The organism is Brevibacillus sp. TJ4, from assembly GCF_044627595.2.
In the GTDB taxonomy this organism is placed as follows: Bacteria; Bacillota; Bacilli; order Brevibacillales; family Brevibacillaceae; genus Brevibacillus.
In genome coordinates, this window is the sequence record NZ_CP185865.1 from 1761467 (window position 1) to 1777287 (window position 15821).

The window sequence follows — 15821 nt, forward strand, 5'->3', positions numbered from 1 at the left end:
AAACAATGAGCGATAAGAGCATCTACTCACGAAAAGCAACTCTTTCCTTGAACATATCGGAATTTGAACTGCCGCCAATGCAGGATTTGCTGATCATCGGAAAAAAGGCGCCGATCGGTCCAGAGGCTGTGCGCAGAATGGCCGAAGCCCTGTCACCCGAGCAGTTCACGCTGGTCAAGATCGACCATCCCAAAATCGAAGCTGTCCTGTTGCGGAGTTCCCTTTTGCAAATTCTCGACCAGGAGCTGCTGACCAAAATCATTATGGAAGAAACCGAAAAAATGATCAGCGACTCGATGGTACTGCGCTCCGAGCTGAAGATTTCCGTACAGGTACAGCGGGAGGTCGACCTGCCATGAACATTTCCGAGATCATGGCCCCCGAGATTCCCACCATCACTTCGGACAAGAGCGTCGCACATGCTGCCGATCGCATGTATCGGGAGAGTCGTCGTTGCTTTTTTGTTGCAGACTATGGAGAAATCTTGGGCATCCTCACTTCCCGGGATGTATTCGCTGCCCATCCGAACCGGATTGTCGCCGATGCCATGACACAAGAAATTTTGACCATCTCGATCAATCAGGATATTTGGGCTGCTTTGGAACTGATGGAAGCGACCGGGTTGGAGCAAGGATTGGTCGTGGACGAAGATCAGTTGGCTGGATATGTCACACGCGAGAGAATTTTGATCAAGCTGGCGGAATACATGGATTCGCTGACCGGTTTGTACAAGGCTCCCTACATTCAATCCGTTGGGGAAAAATACTTGAATGATAAACAGCCGTTCCATCTCCTGTTTATTGATCTGAACGATTTCGGAACGATTAACAAACTGCACGGCCATCCCTTTGGCGACGATGTCATTCGCGCTTACGCCTCGATTCTCGCTTCTCTCGTAGTAGAAAAACGCGATTTTTTAAGCAGGTATGCAGGAGATGAATTCGTGTTGATTTCGAGGGCGGATGAGGAGGTCATTGAGAGGTACATCGAGGCGATCACACAGCCGAGCCAAATCGGAAACATCTGGGTTACTGCTGCAGTCGGTCATGTAAATGGCTTTCGCGAACCGGACTTTTTTCGTTATCCATTCCGGGAGTTGGTTGAACGGGCGAGCCTGCAGTCGTCGGCGGTAAAATCGCAAAATGTCGTATCGTAACTATCCGAATAGCGTTATCCTCCCCCATGCGACTCCCCTGGTTTGGAATACAATGCCGATTGCATACATACACTTCTTGATAACCCGAGCATGATCGTATCACGAAATCGTTGCAACTGATTTGCTCAACAGACGTATTACGTAGGGAAGCATTCATCTTACCAATCGGGAGGCATTACGATGATCGTAACGACGACAAACACGTTGCAAGGAAAAGAAATTCAAGAGTATCTCGGCATTGTCAGCGGAGAAGTAATTATGGGCGCGAACGTCGTGCGCGATTTTCTCGCAGGCATTACCGATATCATTGGCGGCAGAAGCGGATCATACGAGAGCAAGCTGGCGGAAGGACGCGAGCTGGCCATTCGTGAAATGAAAGAAAAAGCCCGTTCTCTCGGAGGCGATGCTGTCATCGGCGTAGACCTCGATTTCGAGACCTTGCGCGAAGGCATGATGATGGTAATCGCGACGGGAACTGCAGTACGGCTCAAGTAAAACCGGGACACACCGGTTTTCTTTCTTTGGCGGATGCGCGACGTTCGTACTCCAGCGCTGAGAGCGGGATGTGCTTTCGCTGCCAACGCGTCTTGTCGGCTCCGTTTCGGAGTATGTTGAGAAGAGGGAGGATGCGTGATGTCCGTCGAACAGACAATCGCCAGACTGTTGGAAAAAGTGAACGCTAATCCACAAGGAATCGCCGGATTTACAGCGGTCTACCACTTTATCGTGAGCGGCAATGACGGCGGGGCTTTTCAGGTGACGTTTGCTAATGAGCGAGCGACCTACGTGAAAGGCACGCCAGATACTGCGGGCTGCACGATTGAATTGTCAGACGAAAATTTCCACAAATTAGTAGATGGCAAGCTGCATCCAGCCACTGCCTTTATGCTCGGGAAAATGAAGCTGAAAGGCGACATGAACCTCGCATTAAAACTGCAGTCGATCTTCAAAACGTATCAGTCCTAGCATCTTTTTTTGCCTGAGCGCATTGCGATGGGCGTCAGATTCACACTGGCAGTACGAGTGTGTTCTGACGCCCTTTTTGTTGTTTGTTGCGAGAAAGCAGGAATAGCCGTAAAGGATTGGAATACATAGGGAGAAACGGGTCGTAATCGATCGGAAGCAGGTCTTTTTTCCTGGGCAAAAAGAGCCTGTAGTGAAGAATTAACTAGTCAATTTACAGAAGGTTGCGTTAAAATATGACCAACAACTGAGATGGAATCAGAATGCTTCCACAATTTGTACGGTACGCGCCGCTTTTTCGAATACGCTGTGTGCGATTGGCAAGTTGTGGTGGCGATGCATGGTCAATAGCTCCTCGAAGCGAGTCGGCGGGAATCGACAAAAAACGAGAAAGGTTTGAGCAATACATAAAAATAGCGTGCAGCAAGTGAGGTTGTCGATTGGGTTTGTGGTGCATCTTGGATTGGAGTGGCATGCGAGAGGGAGGATTGATGCATGATATCGTCTTTTCGAGCTTTCCTATTTCAGACACTTGTAGCCGTCGTGTTCGTGACGGGATGTTCGCAGGCTGAACAAGGAATTACCCCCGACATACAATCGAATATCAGTGCAGAACTAGGGGCGGTCGAAAAGGTGACCGTCATGTCGACAGACGGGCAGGAAGTGACGCTCGACCAGTCCGTCTTTTTTAGCGAAATGGAAAGCCAGGGCAAAAACTGGGAGGTATCCACAGAGCCTCTGAAACAGGAGGATGTGCGCTTTACCCTCGTGTTGTACCGCAGCAAAGCGGCTCCACTCGTCATCTCTGTTGGCGAGACCGCGAGCCAATACGGTGACATGACGTACAGGGGCAATTCTGCCAGCCAGTTTTATCGCTGGCTTCATCGCCAGATTGGGCAAGGGCTGATCAATCAGCCAGTGGAAAGCGTCCAATTGTCTGCAGAAGATCTGGAGCAGACGAAAATGCTCCGCGAAGACGAAATGCAAGCGGTACGAGAGGTGTTGGCCAAGGCTGTTCCGCAGGTGGAGGAGATGCAGCTCACCAGCCAATTCCCCTTGCACCCTCACTACAGGATGCGCATTCACACCGGAGAAAAACCGCTGGAGGTCACGGTGCTCACTCCGACGCTGTTCTCGGTTCCGTTTGGGCGCGAGACGCACTATTTTCATGTTGAAGGCGCCTTGTTCTCCAAGCTGACGAGCTGGCTGCCGCCGCGCGAGCACAAGGAGGACCCGTTTGAAAAGCTGTTCAAGGCGACTCAACTGCGCATTGAGCCGCAACATGGAACAGCGGTCGAGGACAAGAAGTACGATGTGACGCATACGACGATCGACCAGGGGATCGCCCATCAGATCGTCCGGACGCTTCGGGCAGCGCCGCAACTGGCGCAGGCGCCTGCTCAGCCAGGAGCGGCACAGTATATCCTGCACTTTACCGGCAATGGCTACGAACGGAAAATTACGTTTTACCCAGCGCATTTTCAGATTGAACATTTTTGGTTTTCGCACGATTCTGTAGACGATCAGATCGTGAAAATGCTGGAATCTGCGGGTTTGCAGGGCGAACCGTCTTGAGAAAAAGAGGTTAAGGTCGGGAGAAATTGTGAAACATATTACTACCACTTTTGCATTTTTTGTCGTAGAATAGAAACTGTTGCAATGATAGTGGAGGATTCGACTGGAACAGATGTTTTTTGAGCCTGTCGAGAAACCTGCCGATCTTTATCTGCCATAGGAGGATGGAGAATGAACATTCATGAGTATCAGGGCAAAGAGATACTTAAACAGTACGGTGTCAAGGTTCCAGAAGGACGCGTTGCCTTTACAGTGGATGAAGCTGTAGAAGCGGCGAAAGAACTGGGAACGCAAGTTGTTGTCGTGAAAGCGCAAATTCACGCAGGCGGCCGCGGTAAAGCGGGCGGTGTAAAGGTAGCGAAAAACCTGGATGAGGTTCGTACATACGCCCAGGAAATTCTCGGAAAGGTCCTGGTTACTCACCAGACTGGACCAGAAGGCAAAGAAGTCAAGCGTCTCTTGATCGAACAAGGCTGCGATATCAAGAAAGAATACTATGTCGGTGTGGTCGTTGACCGCACAACAGGTAGCGTCGTAATGATGGCTTCCGAAGAGGGCGGTACGGAGATCGAAGAAGTAGCAGCGAAAACACCGGAAAAAATCTTCAAGGAAGTCATTGATCCGGTTACTGGTCTGAATGCGTTCCAAGCGCGCCGTCTGGCTTATGCAATCAACATTCCGAAAGAGTTGATCAACAAAGCGGCGAAGTTTATGATGAGCCTCTATCAGGCATTTGTCGATAAAGACTGCTCGATCGCGGAAATCAACCCGCTGGTTGTAACTGGCGACGGAGAAGTGATGGCTCTCGATGCGAAGCTGAACTTCGACAGCAACGCATTGTTCCGTCACGCTGACATCGTAGCTCTGCGCGATCTGGATGAAGAAGACGAGAAAGAAATCGAAGCGTCCAAGTACGACCTTTCCTACATTGCACTGGATGGAAACATCGGTTGCATGGTCAACGGTGCGGGTCTGGCGATGGCGACGATGGACATCGTGAAATTCTACGGCGGCGATCCTGCCAACTTCCTCGATGTAGGGGGCGGCGCTACCGAAGAGAAAGTAACGGAAGCATTCAAGATCATCCTCCGCGACGAAAAAGTAAAAGGCATCTTCGTCAACATTTTCGGCGGAATTATGAAGTGCGACGTCATTGCCAACGGCGTTGTCAACGCAGCGAAACAAATCAAATTGGACAAACCACTTGTTGTTCGCCTCGAAGGTACGAACGTGGACCTCGGCAAGAAAATCCTGAACGAGTCGGGATTGAACATTGTCGCTGCAGAATCCATGGCTGATGGAGCAGAAAAAATCGTATCTTTGGTGAAGTAAACTAGGCGTTTCATACGTGGAAAAAGGTGGGAAATAACCGATGAGTATTCTCGTTAATAAACATACAAAAGTAATTACGCAAGGGATTACGGGTGCAACTGGTCTGTTCCACACTCGCGGTGCAGTGGAGTACGGTACGCAAATGGTCGGTGGCGTAACACCGGGTAAAGGCGGCACCGAGGTCGACGGTATTCCGATTTTCAACACTGTAGCTGAAGCTGTAGAAAAAACGGGTGCAAACGCATCTGTTATCTACGTAGCTCCTCCGTTCGCCGCTGATGCGATCATGGAAGCAGTTGACGCCGAGCTGGACCTGGTTATCTGCATTACAGAAGGTATCCCTGTTCTGGACATGGTAAAAGTAAAGCGTTACATGGAAGGCAAGAAAACCAAGCTGATCGGACCAAACTGCCCGGGTGTCATCACTCCTGGCGAGTGCAAAATCGGGATCATGCCTGGATACATCCATACACCAGGGAAAGTGGGAATCGTGTCCCGCTCCGGTACCCTGACGTATGAAGCAGTACATCAAACCTCTACTCGCGGCATCGGCCAATCCACAGCAGTGGGTATCGGTGGCGACCCGGTAAAAGGCATGGAGTTCATCGATGTACTGAAAATGTTCAACGAAGACCCAGACACGGAAGCGGTTATTATGATTGGCGAGATCGGTGGTACAGCGGAAGAAGAAGCTGCTGACTGGATCGCTGCCAACATGAAAAAACCGGTAGTCGGCTTCATCGGAGGACAAACAGCGCCTCCAGGAAAACGCATGGGTCACGCAGGCGCAATCATCTCCGGCGGAAAAGGTACAGCAGCCGAGAAAATTGCCAAGCTGGAATCTTGCGGTATCCGCGTAGCCAAGACACCTGCTGTCATCGGCGAAACGCTGGTTGAAGTCCTGAAAGAGCGTGGATTGCTGGACAAAGTAATGTCCAAATAAGACGCTTGGCACAAGAGCAATAAAGCACACGAAGGCGAACAGGCTGCTGCTTGTTCGCCTTTTTGCTGTGCAAATTTTTTTGAACCCCTCTGCTGTGATTCGCTACAATAGGCCAAAAGCGAGCAAAGCTAGGGCGGAGAGGGTGGATAGCATGACGGGCAATCCCGTATCGGAACGAGATCTGTTGTATTTGTTGCTGCTGGTTCCCGGTCTGGGTCGAAAGCGGATTCGTGCGATCTACGAGGCATACGGCTCTTTTTACGCGGCAATCGAGGAGTGGCCGGATCTCGTCGAGCGATGGAAGCTGGCTGAGGCTTGGTCGAAATTTGTCAAAAACGAAAAGCCGTTGACAGTCGCGGCTGCTCTCGCGCAAAAACGAAAGTCAGCAGGGGTGGAGTATGTGTGCTTTCTCGATGCGGCGTTTCCGGACAGAATGCAGCATATTCCCGACCCGCCGCTTGCACTGTTTTATCGTGGCGATCTTTCGCTTTTGCAGGAGCCGCTCGCCATCGGGGTCGTCGGTTCGCGGAAGCCGACCGCATACGGTCGGGCTGTATGTGCTAGGTTGAGCCAGGAGCTGGCTGTGGCAGGCGTGGTCATCGTCTCCGGTCTTGCATACGGCATCGATGCCGAGGCGCACCAGGCAGCACTCAAGGCAGGAGGCAAGACCATCGGCGTCATGGGCTGCGGCATTGACCAAATCTATCCTGCCAGCCATCGGCAGTTGTATCGCAAGCTGGAGGAGGCAGGACTGCTGCTTTCGGAGTATCCGCCTGGCACTCCCGCCATGCCCGGGCTGTTTCCGGAACGCAACCGGATTATTAGCGGTCTGAGTCTCGGTGTGCTGGTAGTGGAGGCTGCCGAGCGAAGCGGTTCGCTGATTACCGCGGACTGCGCGCTGGAACAAGGCAAAGACGTGTTTGCCGTCCCTGGCCCGATTTTTTCCGAGCTGAGTGCAGGACCCCATAACCTGCTCAAACAGGGAGCCAAGATGGTGACGACGAGCGTAGATGTACTGGAGGAGTGGGAGCACCTCATAGGTCGTGATATAGGTAGATATAATATAGAAGAAACGCGAATTGTGTCGATGACTCCTGCCGAACGTGCGGTATACGACCTGATTACAGAAGAAGGCGTACATACGGATGTGCTGTTGCGCAGTACAGCACCTGGTCGGCTGGCGCTGCTGCATCAGACCTTGCTTGTTTTGGAAGGAAAAGGATTGATAGTAAGTCAGCCAGGAGGGTACTTCGCCCGACGGTAACGTCTCATCCTCTAGTATTGATGCGGCTCACGGATGCCAAGTGTTTGACAAACCGGATGGGCATCATTAATAATAGGGGAGATTCCTTACAAAAAGGGGAGGAAATAAATGGCTGATACGCTCGTAATCGTAGAATCCCCTGCGAAAGCGAAAACGATTGGAAAATACTTGGGCAGCAAATATATTGTAAAAGCATCTATGGGCCATGTGCGCGATCTTCCAAAGAGCCAGATGGGAGTAGACTTCAAGCATGGTTTTGAGCCTAAATATATAACCATTCGCGGCAAGGGCGATGTTTTAAAGGGTCTGAAAGACGCAGCAAAAAAAGTAAAGAAAGTCTATCTCGCGGCGGACCCGGACCGCGAAGGAGAAGCGATCGCTTGGCATCTGGCGCAGTATCTCGGGCTGGACACCAATCAGCCGCTCCGCGTTGTCTTCAACGAGATCACCAAAGACGCGATCAAGGAAGCATTCAAGCATCCTCGCCACATCAATATGAATCTCGTGAATGCACAGCAAGCACGGCGGATTTTGGACCGTGTCGTCGGCTACAGCATCAGCCCGCTGTTCTGGAAAAAGGTGCGAAAGGGTCTCAGCGCTGGTCGCGTGCAATCGGTTACGGTCAAGCTGATTATCGACCGGGAACGCGAAATTCAACAGTTCGAACCCGAAGAGTACTGGACGATTTCCAGCCAACTGGTCAGCGGCAAAAAAGGATTTGAAGCCAAGTTTTACGGTTATGGCGAGGAAAAGGTAGAACTGCACTCCGAAGAAGAGGTCAAGCAGGTGCTGGAACGCTTGAAAGATCAGCCGTTCGTCGTGCAAAAGGTGACGAAACGCGAGCGCAAGCGCAACCCGGCTGCACCGTTTATCACCAGTTCCCTGCAGCAGGAAGCAGCGCGCAAGCTCAATTTTCGTACCGCCAAGACAATGCGGATCGCGCAGGAGCTGTACGAAGGGATCGACGTGGGAGGAAAGGACGGCGCAGTAGGTTTGATCACGTACATGCGTACGGACTCAACCCGCGTTTCAGCGACAGCGCAAAACGAAGCCAAGGAATACATCCTGGAAAAATACGGCGCTGAGTATGTCCTCTCCGAACCGCGCGCGCAAGCCAAGAATGAAAATGCGCAGGACGCTCACGAAGCGATTCGCCCGACGTCCGTGTTCCGTACACCGGATGAGATCAAGCAGTATTTGTCGCGTGACCAGCTTCGTTTGTACCGTCTGATTTGGGAGCGCTTTTTGGCCAGTCAGATGTCTTCTGCTGTACTCGACACGATGAGCGTCGATATTGAAGCGGGCGGAGTCACCTTCCGGGCGACAGGTTCCAAAGTGAAATTCCCCGGCTTTATGAAAGTGTACATTGAAGGCAGCGACGACGGCTCCGAAGAGGAAAGTTTCCTGCCGCCGATCGAAGAAGGACAGACGCTTGAGCTTGTCGAGCTTCAGCCCAACCAGCACTTTACACAGCCGCCGCCTCGCTATACGGAGGCACGACTGGTCAAAACGCTGGAGGAAAAAGGGATCGGAAGACCATCCACCTATGCGCCGACCTTGGAGACGGTGCAGAAGCGCGGCTACGTGGCACTGGAGGAAAAACGCTTCGTTCCGACCGAGCTGGGTGAGATCATCATTTCCTTGATGGAGGAATTTTTCCCGGAGATTCTCGATGTGGAATTTACCGCTCACATGGAGTCCGACCTCGACCATATCGAAGACGGGATTCGCAACTGGGTAGAGGTGTTGGATGCGTTTTACGATGACTTCGCCAAGCGGGTAGAGGTCGCCGAGGAAGAAATGAAGGAAGTCGAGCTGAAAGACGAGGAATCAGACGAGGTTTGCGAGCTGTGCGGCAAGGTGATGGTCTACAAGCTCGGCCGTTTCGGCAAGTTTCTCGCCTGCTCCGGCTTTCCAGAGTGCCGCAACACCAAACCGATTGTCAAAGAAATCGGCGTAAAGTGTCCGCAATGTGAAACCGGGGAGATTATCGAACGTAAATCAAAGAAGAGCCGGATTTTTTATGGCTGCAATCAATATCCCGAATGCGAGTTTGTCTCCTGGGACAAACCGATTGCCCGCCCGTGTCCGAAATGCTCGCATATGCTCGTAGAAAAGAAACGGAAAAAACAAGGTGTCAGCGTCGTCTGCACCTCGTGCGACTACCAGGAAGAAGCAGACTCCTGAGCGCAGTAAATAAGCAAGAAGGCAGGGAGGATCAACAGCATGTCACAGCAACCGATTACTGTAGTGGGCGCCGGCCTGGCAGGTAGCGAAGCCGCCTGGCAAATCGCACAGGCGGGCGTCCCTGTAAAACTATATGAGATGAGACCGAAAACGCAGACTCCTGCCCATCATACTGACAAGTTTGCCGAGCTGGTTTGCAGCAACTCGCTGCGGGCCAACTCGCTTACCAACGCAGTCGGCGTACTAAAGGAAGAAATGCGTCGCTTCAACTCCGTCATCATTGGCGCGGCAGACCGTTGCGCCGTACCTGCCGGAGGAGCACTGGCGGTCGACCGGCACGAATTCGCCGAGTACGTGACACAGGCGGTGCGCAATCATCCTTTGGTCGAGGTCGTCAACGAAGAAATTACGCAAATTCCCGATGGCATCGTCGTGATCGCTACAGGACCGCTGACTTCCCCGCAATTGTCAGAGCAGTTGAAGCAGCTTACAGGAGAAGAATACCTGTACTTTTACGATGCGGCCGCGCCGATTCTGGAAAAAGACTCGATCGATATGAGCAAGGTATTTGTCGCCTCGCGCTACGACAAGGGAGAGGCTGCGTACCTCAACTGCCCGATGAACGAAGAGGAATTCAACCGCTTCTATGAGGAATTGATCAATGCCGAGGCAGTGCCGCTGAAGGAATTTGAAAAAGAAATCTACTTTGAAGGCTGCATGCCGATCGAGGTCATGGCCAAACGAGGACGCCAAACGATGCTGTTCGGTCCGCTGAAACCGGTTGGATTGACCGATCCGCGCACAGGCAAAAAGCCGTATGCGGTAGTACAGCTTCGCCAGGACAACGGCGCTGCTACCTTGTACAATATTGTCGGCTTCCAGACTCACTTGAAATGGCCGGAACAAAAGCGGGTGCTTTCCTTGATTCCGGGACTGGAAAACTGCGAAATCGTCCGCTACGGCGTGATGCATCGCAATACCTTTATCAACTCGCCCAAACTGTTGAAACCGACCTATCAGTACAAGGAGCGGGATACCCTGTTCTTTGCGGGACAAATGACAGGAGTGGAAGGGTACGTGGAATCGGCTGCGTCCGGACTGCTCGCGGGGCGAAACGCAGCGCGTCTGGCCAAAGGCGAAGAGCTGATCGTACTGCCGCCGGAATCGATCATGGGCAGCATGGCACGCTACATTACGACTGCCGATCCGAATCACTTCCAGCCGATGAACGCGAATTTCGGACTCGTTCCCGAGCTGCCTGAGCGGATTCGCGACAAGCGTAAGAAGAACGAAAAACTTGCTGAGCGGGCGCTAGACACAATTCAGAATTTTACACAACAATGACACAATTGACATTGAAAACTGATTTTCCACTGTGTTACTATATAGGTGCTTCGAGGAGGGTGCATCTCACATGGACATGACGCAGCAATTTGATGCGGAAATTTCGATGTTTGCTCGTTATTTGCGAGTCGAAAAAAACGCCTCTCCTCACACGGTGAAGCAATACATGGCAGACATCAAGGAATTTGTCTGCTTTCTGGAACAGCACCAAATCACCGCATTTGCTGCTGTTTCTTATTTGCATGGCCGCTCCTATCTTGCATATTTGGCAAAAAAAGGGCTTTCCCGGCGCAGTATCGCTCGCAAGCTGTCTAGTTTGCGAAGCATGTGCCGCTTTTTGTTGCGTGAGGGCCATCTGGAACAAAATCCGTTTCAACTGCTTTCTACACCGAAAGTTGAAAAGAAGCTTCCTTCATTTCTGTATCCGCAAGAAGTCCAGGCTTTTTTTGATCTTCCGGACGTGTCCGAACCGCTCGGAATGCGCGACAGACTGATTTTCGAGCTGCTTTATGCGAGCGGCATGCGCGTTACTGAACTGGTCACGCTGACGGTCGATGCCGTGAACCCTTCGATGGGGGTAGCGCTGGTCTTCGGAAAAGGAGCTAAGGAACGATATGTTCCGGTGGGCAGTTATGCTTGTGACATTCTGCGGAAATACCTAGAGTATGGAAGAAAAAAGCTGCTGGCTGGCAAGGAAGATCACGGCGTCCTGGTGGTAAATTATCGGGGAGAGCCGTTGTCTGATCGCAGTGTTCGCCGGATCGTGGACAAATATGTTGAGACTTATGCGCTCCATCTGCGTGTATCACCTCATACGTTTCGTCACACATTTGCAACCCATATGCTGAACGGAGGAGCAGATTTGCGCACCGTCCAGGAATTGCTGGGGCATGTGAACATCTCGACGACACAGGTATACACGCACGTGACCAAGGAGCGGCTTCGCCATGTTTATGACACCGCTCATCCACGTGCGCATCCACGCGACACCGGTTCCAGTACATAGTCGGGAGGTATCCGTTCATGGAACAGTTTCACGCCACAACGATATTTGCCGTTCAGCACAATGGTTCTGTCGCGATGGCAGGGGATGGTCAGGTTACATTTGGCAACAGTATGGTAATGAAGCACGGAGCCAAGAAGGTAAGAAGGCTGTATCGGGGCGAAGTGCTCGCCGGATTTGCCGGATCTGTTGCCGATGCGATCACGCTGTTTGAAAAGTTCGAGGGCAAACTGGAAGAGTATCACGGAAACCTGCAGCGGGCTGCAGTGGAGCTTGCCAAAGAGTGGCGCATGGACAAAGTGCTGCGTCGACTGGAAGCGATGATGATTGTGGTGAACAAGGAACATATACTGCTCATATCGGGCAATGGTGAGATTATCGAGCCGGACGATGGTATTCTCGCGATCGGCTCTGGAGGGGCTTACGCACTCGCTGCCGGCCGTGCGCTGAAAAAGTTTGCTCCGCATCTGACTGCTCGCGAAATAGCAGAGGCTTCTTTGCAAACGGCTGCCGAGATTTGCGTCTATACCAACAACAACCTGGTAGTAGATGAGATGAACTAAGCAAAAAGGGAGGACTTTTTTGTGCTGAATCTTGAGCAGTTAACCCCGCGTAAGATTGTAGAGCATTTGGACAAATACATCGTCGGGCAGGCCCAAGCCAAGAAAGCCATCGCTGTGGCGCTGCGCAATCGCTATCGTCGAAGCCGTTTGTCGGAGCAGATGATCGAAGATGTCATCCCGAAAAACATTCTGATGATTGGTCCAACCGGCGTCGGGAAGACCGAAATTGCCCGCCGCATCGCCAAATTGACAGGTGCTCCGTTCATCAAGGTAGAAGCCACCAAGTTCACAGAAGTCGGCTACGTCGGACGTGACGTGGAATCGATGGTTCGCGACCTCGTGGAAGCCTCCATCCGCACCGTCAAACAGGAAAAGATGGAAGACGTCAAGGAAAAGGCTGAAAAGCTGGCAAACGAAGCAATAGTCAACCTGCTTGTTCCATCGCGGAAACAGCAAAATTCCTTTAAAAACCCGCTGGAGATGTTTTTCGGAGGTCAACAGCAGCAAACTGCGCCTTCGAACGATGCGGATGAGACCTCACTGGAGCAGCAGCGCAGACAGGTTGCGTGGCAATTGGCAAATGGCCAGTTGGAGGAGCAGGTTATTGAGATAGACGTGGAAGATCAATCCCCTACCATGTTTGACATGTTCCAGATGCCGGGAACAGAACAAATGGGCATGCAAATGCAAGATATGCTCGGCAATTTACTGCCAAAGCGTACCAAGAAGCGAAAATTGCGAATTAAAGAAGCGAGAAAGGTATTAATTCAGCAAGAAGCGCAAAAACTGGTGGATATGGATGAAGTCACGCAGGAGTCTATTCGCCGTGCTGAAAATCACGGAATTATTTTCATCGATGAGATTGACAAGATCGCGGGCAAGGACGGCCGTGGCCCCGATGTGTCCCGCGAAGGCGTACAGCGCGACATCTTGCCGATCATCGAAGGCTCTACTGTAATGACCAAGTACGGTCCGGTGAAAACAGACTACGTGCTGTTTATCGCTGCCGGCGCTTTCCACATGGCCAAACCGTCTGACCTGATTCCCGAATTGCAGGGGCGGTTCCCGATACGCGTGGAACTGACCAGCCTGCGTACGGAAGACTTCGTGAGGATTTTGACGGAGCCGAAAAACGCTTTGCTGAAACAGTACATCGCACTGCTGGAAACGGAAGGCGTGAAAGTGGAATTTACCACGGAAGCGATTCAGGAGCTGGCGAAGCTGGCTGCCGAAGTGAACCAAAGTACAGACAATATCGGTGCGAGACGCTTGCACACAATCCTGGAGAAGCTGCTCGAAGACCTTTCGTTTGAGGCTCCGGACATTCACCTGGATGTCGTGCAGATTACACCCGATTACGTACGACAAAAATTGGGTACGATTGCTGGAAACAAAGATTTGAGCCAATATATTTTGTAAGGGTAGAGGTGAAGAACCGTCACCCTTTGGGAGGAACTACCAAAATGGATCTTTTATCAAAAACGAGAAGAATCAACCGTATGCTGCAAAAATCTGCAGGTCATGCCGTAAACTTTAACGAAATGGCACAAGTGTTGAGCGACGTGATTGAGGCCAACACGTTTGTCGTAAGCCGCAAAGGCAAGCTGCTCGGTGTTGCTATCCACCAGGAAATGGAAAATGAGCGCATGCGCAAGTTTATTGAAGAGCGTCGTTTTCCGGAAGAGTACAGCCAAGGTCTGTTGAAAGTCGAAGAAACTTCTGCCAACCTTGATGTCGACAGTCCATACACAATCTTCCCTGTGGAAATGAAAGAAGTATTCCGCACAGGATGGACGACTATCGTTCCGATCATGGGCGGGGGCGATCGTCTGGGTACGCTGATTTTGGGACGTATCAACGATCAGTTTGTGGATGATGACCTGATCCTGGCCGAAGTAGGGGCAACTGTGGTAGGAATGGAGATCCTTCGCGAGCGTTCCGAAGCAATTGAGGAAGAAGCGCGCAGCAAAGCCGTCGTGCAGATGGCAATCGGTTCGCTGTCTTACAGCGAGTTGGAAGCAGTTGAGCACATTTTCGAAGAGCTGGAAGGCAAAGAAGGGTTGCTTGTCGCCTCCAAAATTGCCGACCGTGTCGGAATTACACGATCCGTGATCGTCAACGCCCTCCGCAAGCTGGAGAGTGCAGGAGTTATCGAATCGCGCTCCCTGGGAATGAAAGGGACGTTTATCAAGGTGCTGAACGAAAAACTGTTGCCAGAGCTCGAGAAACTCAAAAGTTCCTAAGCCATCAATTGTTTTATCGTTGATAAAGGCGCGGTAACTCCGGTTACTGCGCCTTTTTTTCTGGGCATAAAGTCCTATCTTGGATGTTGAAATTTACCTGTATATTACATATATGTTGATTGAAAAGAGAGAATATACCTGCAAATTTCTGGTATAGACCTTTTTCTCACTCGAAAAACGGCGATTTTACGCGATTTTTGGATCATTTAGTCCCATTGAATCATTTTATGAAAACCATATGAAAAAGGTCTTTTTCACCAATTGCGATTTTGCTATGATTGGTACGTAATCCCATGTCGAAAATAGAGGAAAAACCAATACATTTGGTGAAAAAGAAAGAAGTCACAAAAATGGGGGAAATGTACTATGTTGGATAGTTATCACTTGCAGATATTGGAACGGTCACTCGATGCTGCCACGCTTCGACATCAAATGATCGCAAACAACATGGCGAATATCGATACCCCTCACTACAAGAGCAAGCAGGTGGTATTCGAAGATTTGCTCCAGCAGGAACTGGCAGGTGGCGTGTCAGGGCAGCAAAGACTGGCGGCCTATCGAACGGACAGCCGTCATATCCCGTTTGCAAATGCGAGCGGATTCGCGATGCCACAAGTCATTTCAAATGGTGAAACATTGATGCAAACCAACGGAAATGATGTAGACATGGAATACGAAATGAATCAGTTGGCCAAAAACCAAATTTGGTTCAACGGATTATCGCAAATTACAGCAGGATCTTTCCAAAAGTTGAAAACAGTAATACAGGGCGGAGGGAAGTAATAGATGAGCTTGTTTCATGGAATGAACATTAGCGGTTCTGCACTGACCGCGAATCGGCTGCGTCTTGACACAATTGCCTCCAATATCGCCAACTACGACTCTACGAGAGCCGCATATGTGGATGGGGCATGGCAGCCTTACAGAAGGAAAATGGTGGAATTGGCACCAAAAACAGACCAGACCTTCGACAACTTTTTACAAGCAGCCGTAGGCATGGCTTCCGGTCAAAACGGGGAGCAGGGTGTGCGCGTGACGGCAATCCGGGAGGACGAGACTCCATTCAAACGAGTATTTGATCCGACTCATCCGGATGCAGATCAGGAAGGATACGTGCTCAAGCCGAACGTGGACGTGATGAAGGAAATGGTCGACATGATCTCCGCATCGCGTGCCTATGAAGCGAACGTCACAGTTTTGAACGCAACCAAGAGTATGATGCTCAAAGCATTGGAAATTCGATAAGGC

The 15821-nt window shown here is 51.1% G+C and carries 16 protein-coding genes; all 16 read left to right on the top strand.

The window, feature by feature from the left end; genetic code table 11:
• Positions 1 to 5 precede the first annotated feature (5 nt).
• Positions 6 to 359 (top strand): hypothetical protein, encoded by a 354-nt coding sequence (locus ACAF76_RS08585; protein ID WP_400162954.1) that lies wholly within the window; start codon positions 6 to 8, stop codon positions 357 to 359.
• Positions 356 to 1156: a GGDEF domain-containing protein gene (locus ACAF76_RS08590; protein ID WP_400162955.1), complete on the top strand. Its 801-nt coding sequence runs from the start codon at positions 356 to 358 to the stop codon at positions 1154 to 1156. The genes ACAF76_RS08585 and ACAF76_RS08590 overlap by 4 nt, the downstream gene beginning before the upstream one ends.
• A gap of 180 nt (positions 1157 to 1336) precedes the next feature.
• Positions 1337 to 1651, top strand: a complete 315-nt coding sequence (locus ACAF76_RS08595; RefSeq protein ID WP_400162956.1) for a YbjQ family protein — start codon at positions 1337 to 1339, stop codon at positions 1649 to 1651.
• 138 nt (positions 1652 to 1789) lie between these two features.
• On the top strand, positions 1790 to 2122 hold the full coding sequence (locus ACAF76_RS08600) for an SCP2 sterol-binding domain-containing protein (protein ID WP_400162957.1): 333 nt from the start codon (positions 1790 to 1792) through the stop codon (positions 2120 to 2122).
• A 492-nt stretch (positions 2123 to 2614) separates the two neighbouring features.
• Positions 2615 to 3694 (top strand): hypothetical protein, encoded by a 1080-nt coding sequence (locus ACAF76_RS08605; protein ID WP_400162958.1) that lies wholly within the window; start codon positions 2615 to 2617, stop codon positions 3692 to 3694.
• 171 nt (positions 3695 to 3865) lie between these two features.
• A complete protein-coding gene (gene sucC / locus ACAF76_RS08610) occupies positions 3866 to 5026 on the top strand; it encodes an ADP-forming succinate--CoA ligase subunit beta (RefSeq protein WP_400162959.1) in 1161 nt (386 codons plus the stop codon).
• Positions 5027 to 5066: 40 nt separating this feature from the next.
• A complete protein-coding gene (gene sucD / locus ACAF76_RS08615) occupies positions 5067 to 5969 on the top strand; it encodes a succinate--CoA ligase subunit alpha (RefSeq protein ID WP_400162960.1) in 903 nt (300 codons plus the stop codon).
• A gap of 151 nt (positions 5970 to 6120) precedes the next feature.
• Positions 6121 to 7233 (top strand): DNA-processing protein DprA, encoded by a 1113-nt coding sequence (gene dprA / locus ACAF76_RS08620; protein ID WP_400162961.1) that lies wholly within the window; start codon positions 6121 to 6123, stop codon positions 7231 to 7233.
• Between the two features lie 108 nt (positions 7234 to 7341).
• Complete coding sequence (gene topA / locus ACAF76_RS08625; protein WP_400162962.1) at positions 7342 to 9420, top strand: type I DNA topoisomerase; 2079 nt, start codon at positions 7342 to 7344, stop codon at positions 9418 to 9420.
• 39 nt (positions 9421 to 9459) lie between these two features.
• On the top strand, positions 9460 to 10764 hold the full coding sequence (gene trmFO, locus ACAF76_RS08630) for an FADH(2)-oxidizing methylenetetrahydrofolate--tRNA-(uracil(54)-C(5))-methyltransferase TrmFO (RefSeq protein ID WP_400162963.1): 1305 nt from the start codon (positions 9460 to 9462) through the stop codon (positions 10762 to 10764).
• A 70-nt stretch (positions 10765 to 10834) separates the two neighbouring features.
• Positions 10835 to 11770, top strand: coding sequence for a tyrosine recombinase XerC (xerC, locus tag ACAF76_RS08635; RefSeq protein WP_400162964.1), 936 nt, complete (start codon positions 10835 to 10837; stop codon positions 11768 to 11770).
• Between the two features lie 17 nt (positions 11771 to 11787).
• Complete coding sequence (gene hslV / locus ACAF76_RS08640) at positions 11788 to 12330, top strand: ATP-dependent protease subunit HslV (protein ID WP_400162965.1); 543 nt, start codon at positions 11788 to 11790, stop codon at positions 12328 to 12330.
• A 21-nt stretch (positions 12331 to 12351) separates the two neighbouring features.
• Complete coding sequence (gene hslU, locus ACAF76_RS08645) at positions 12352 to 13749, top strand: ATP-dependent protease ATPase subunit HslU (RefSeq protein WP_400162966.1); 1398 nt, start codon at positions 12352 to 12354, stop codon at positions 13747 to 13749.
• Positions 13750 to 13793: 44 nt separating this feature from the next.
• The gene (codY, locus tag ACAF76_RS08650) at positions 13794 to 14573 is read left to right on the top strand and encodes a GTP-sensing pleiotropic transcriptional regulator CodY (RefSeq protein ID WP_400162967.1); all 780 of its coding nucleotides are present in this window, start codon (positions 13794 to 13796) and stop codon (positions 14571 to 14573) included.
• 366 nt (positions 14574 to 14939) lie between these two features.
• Positions 14940 to 15356: a flagellar basal body rod protein FlgB gene (gene flgB / locus ACAF76_RS08655; protein ID WP_400162968.1), complete on the top strand. Its 417-nt coding sequence runs from the start codon at positions 14940 to 14942 to the stop codon at positions 15354 to 15356.
• Between the two features lie 3 nt (positions 15357 to 15359).
• A complete protein-coding gene (gene flgC, locus ACAF76_RS08660; RefSeq protein ID WP_400162969.1) occupies positions 15360 to 15818 on the top strand; it encodes a flagellar basal body rod protein FlgC in 459 nt (152 codons plus the stop codon).
• Positions 15819 to 15821: the final 3 nt, after the last annotated feature.

Coding starts and splice junctions, on each gene's coding strand:
- dprA (WP_400162961.1), top strand. CDS start 6,121: ATGACGGGCAATCCCGTATCGGAACGAGATCTGTTGTATTTGTTGCTG.
- ACAF76_RS08595 (WP_400162956.1), top strand. CDS start 1,337: ATGATCGTAACGACGACAAACACGTTGCAAGGAAAAGAAATTCAAGAG.
- ACAF76_RS08600 (WP_400162957.1), top strand. CDS start 1,790: ATGTCCGTCGAACAGACAATCGCCAGACTGTTGGAAAAAGTGAACGCT.
- hslV (WP_400162965.1), top strand. CDS start 11,788: ATGGAACAGTTTCACGCCACAACGATATTTGCCGTTCAGCACAATGGT.
- ACAF76_RS08590 (WP_400162955.1), top strand. CDS start 356: ATGAACATTTCCGAGATCATGGCCCCCGAGATTCCCACCATCACTTCG.
- flgB (WP_400162968.1), top strand. CDS start 14,940: ATGTTGGATAGTTATCACTTGCAGATATTGGAACGGTCACTCGATGCT.
- trmFO (WP_400162963.1), top strand. CDS start 9,460: ATGTCACAGCAACCGATTACTGTAGTGGGCGCCGGCCTGGCAGGTAGC.
- flgC (WP_400162969.1), top strand. CDS start 15,360: ATGAGCTTGTTTCATGGAATGAACATTAGCGGTTCTGCACTGACCGCG.
- topA (WP_400162962.1), top strand. CDS start 7,342: ATGGCTGATACGCTCGTAATCGTAGAATCCCCTGCGAAAGCGAAAACG.
- sucC (WP_400162959.1), top strand. CDS start 3,866: ATGAACATTCATGAGTATCAGGGCAAAGAGATACTTAAACAGTACGGT.
- codY (WP_400162967.1), top strand. CDS start 13,794: ATGGATCTTTTATCAAAAACGAGAAGAATCAACCGTATGCTGCAAAAA.
- ACAF76_RS08605 (WP_400162958.1), top strand. CDS start 2,615: ATGATATCGTCTTTTCGAGCTTTCCTATTTCAGACACTTGTAGCCGTC.
- sucD (WP_400162960.1), top strand. CDS start 5,067: ATGAGTATTCTCGTTAATAAACATACAAAAGTAATTACGCAAGGGATT.
- xerC (WP_400162964.1), top strand. CDS start 10,835: ATGGACATGACGCAGCAATTTGATGCGGAAATTTCGATGTTTGCTCGT.
- ACAF76_RS08585 (WP_400162954.1), top strand. CDS start 6: ATGAGCGATAAGAGCATCTACTCACGAAAAGCAACTCTTTCCTTGAAC.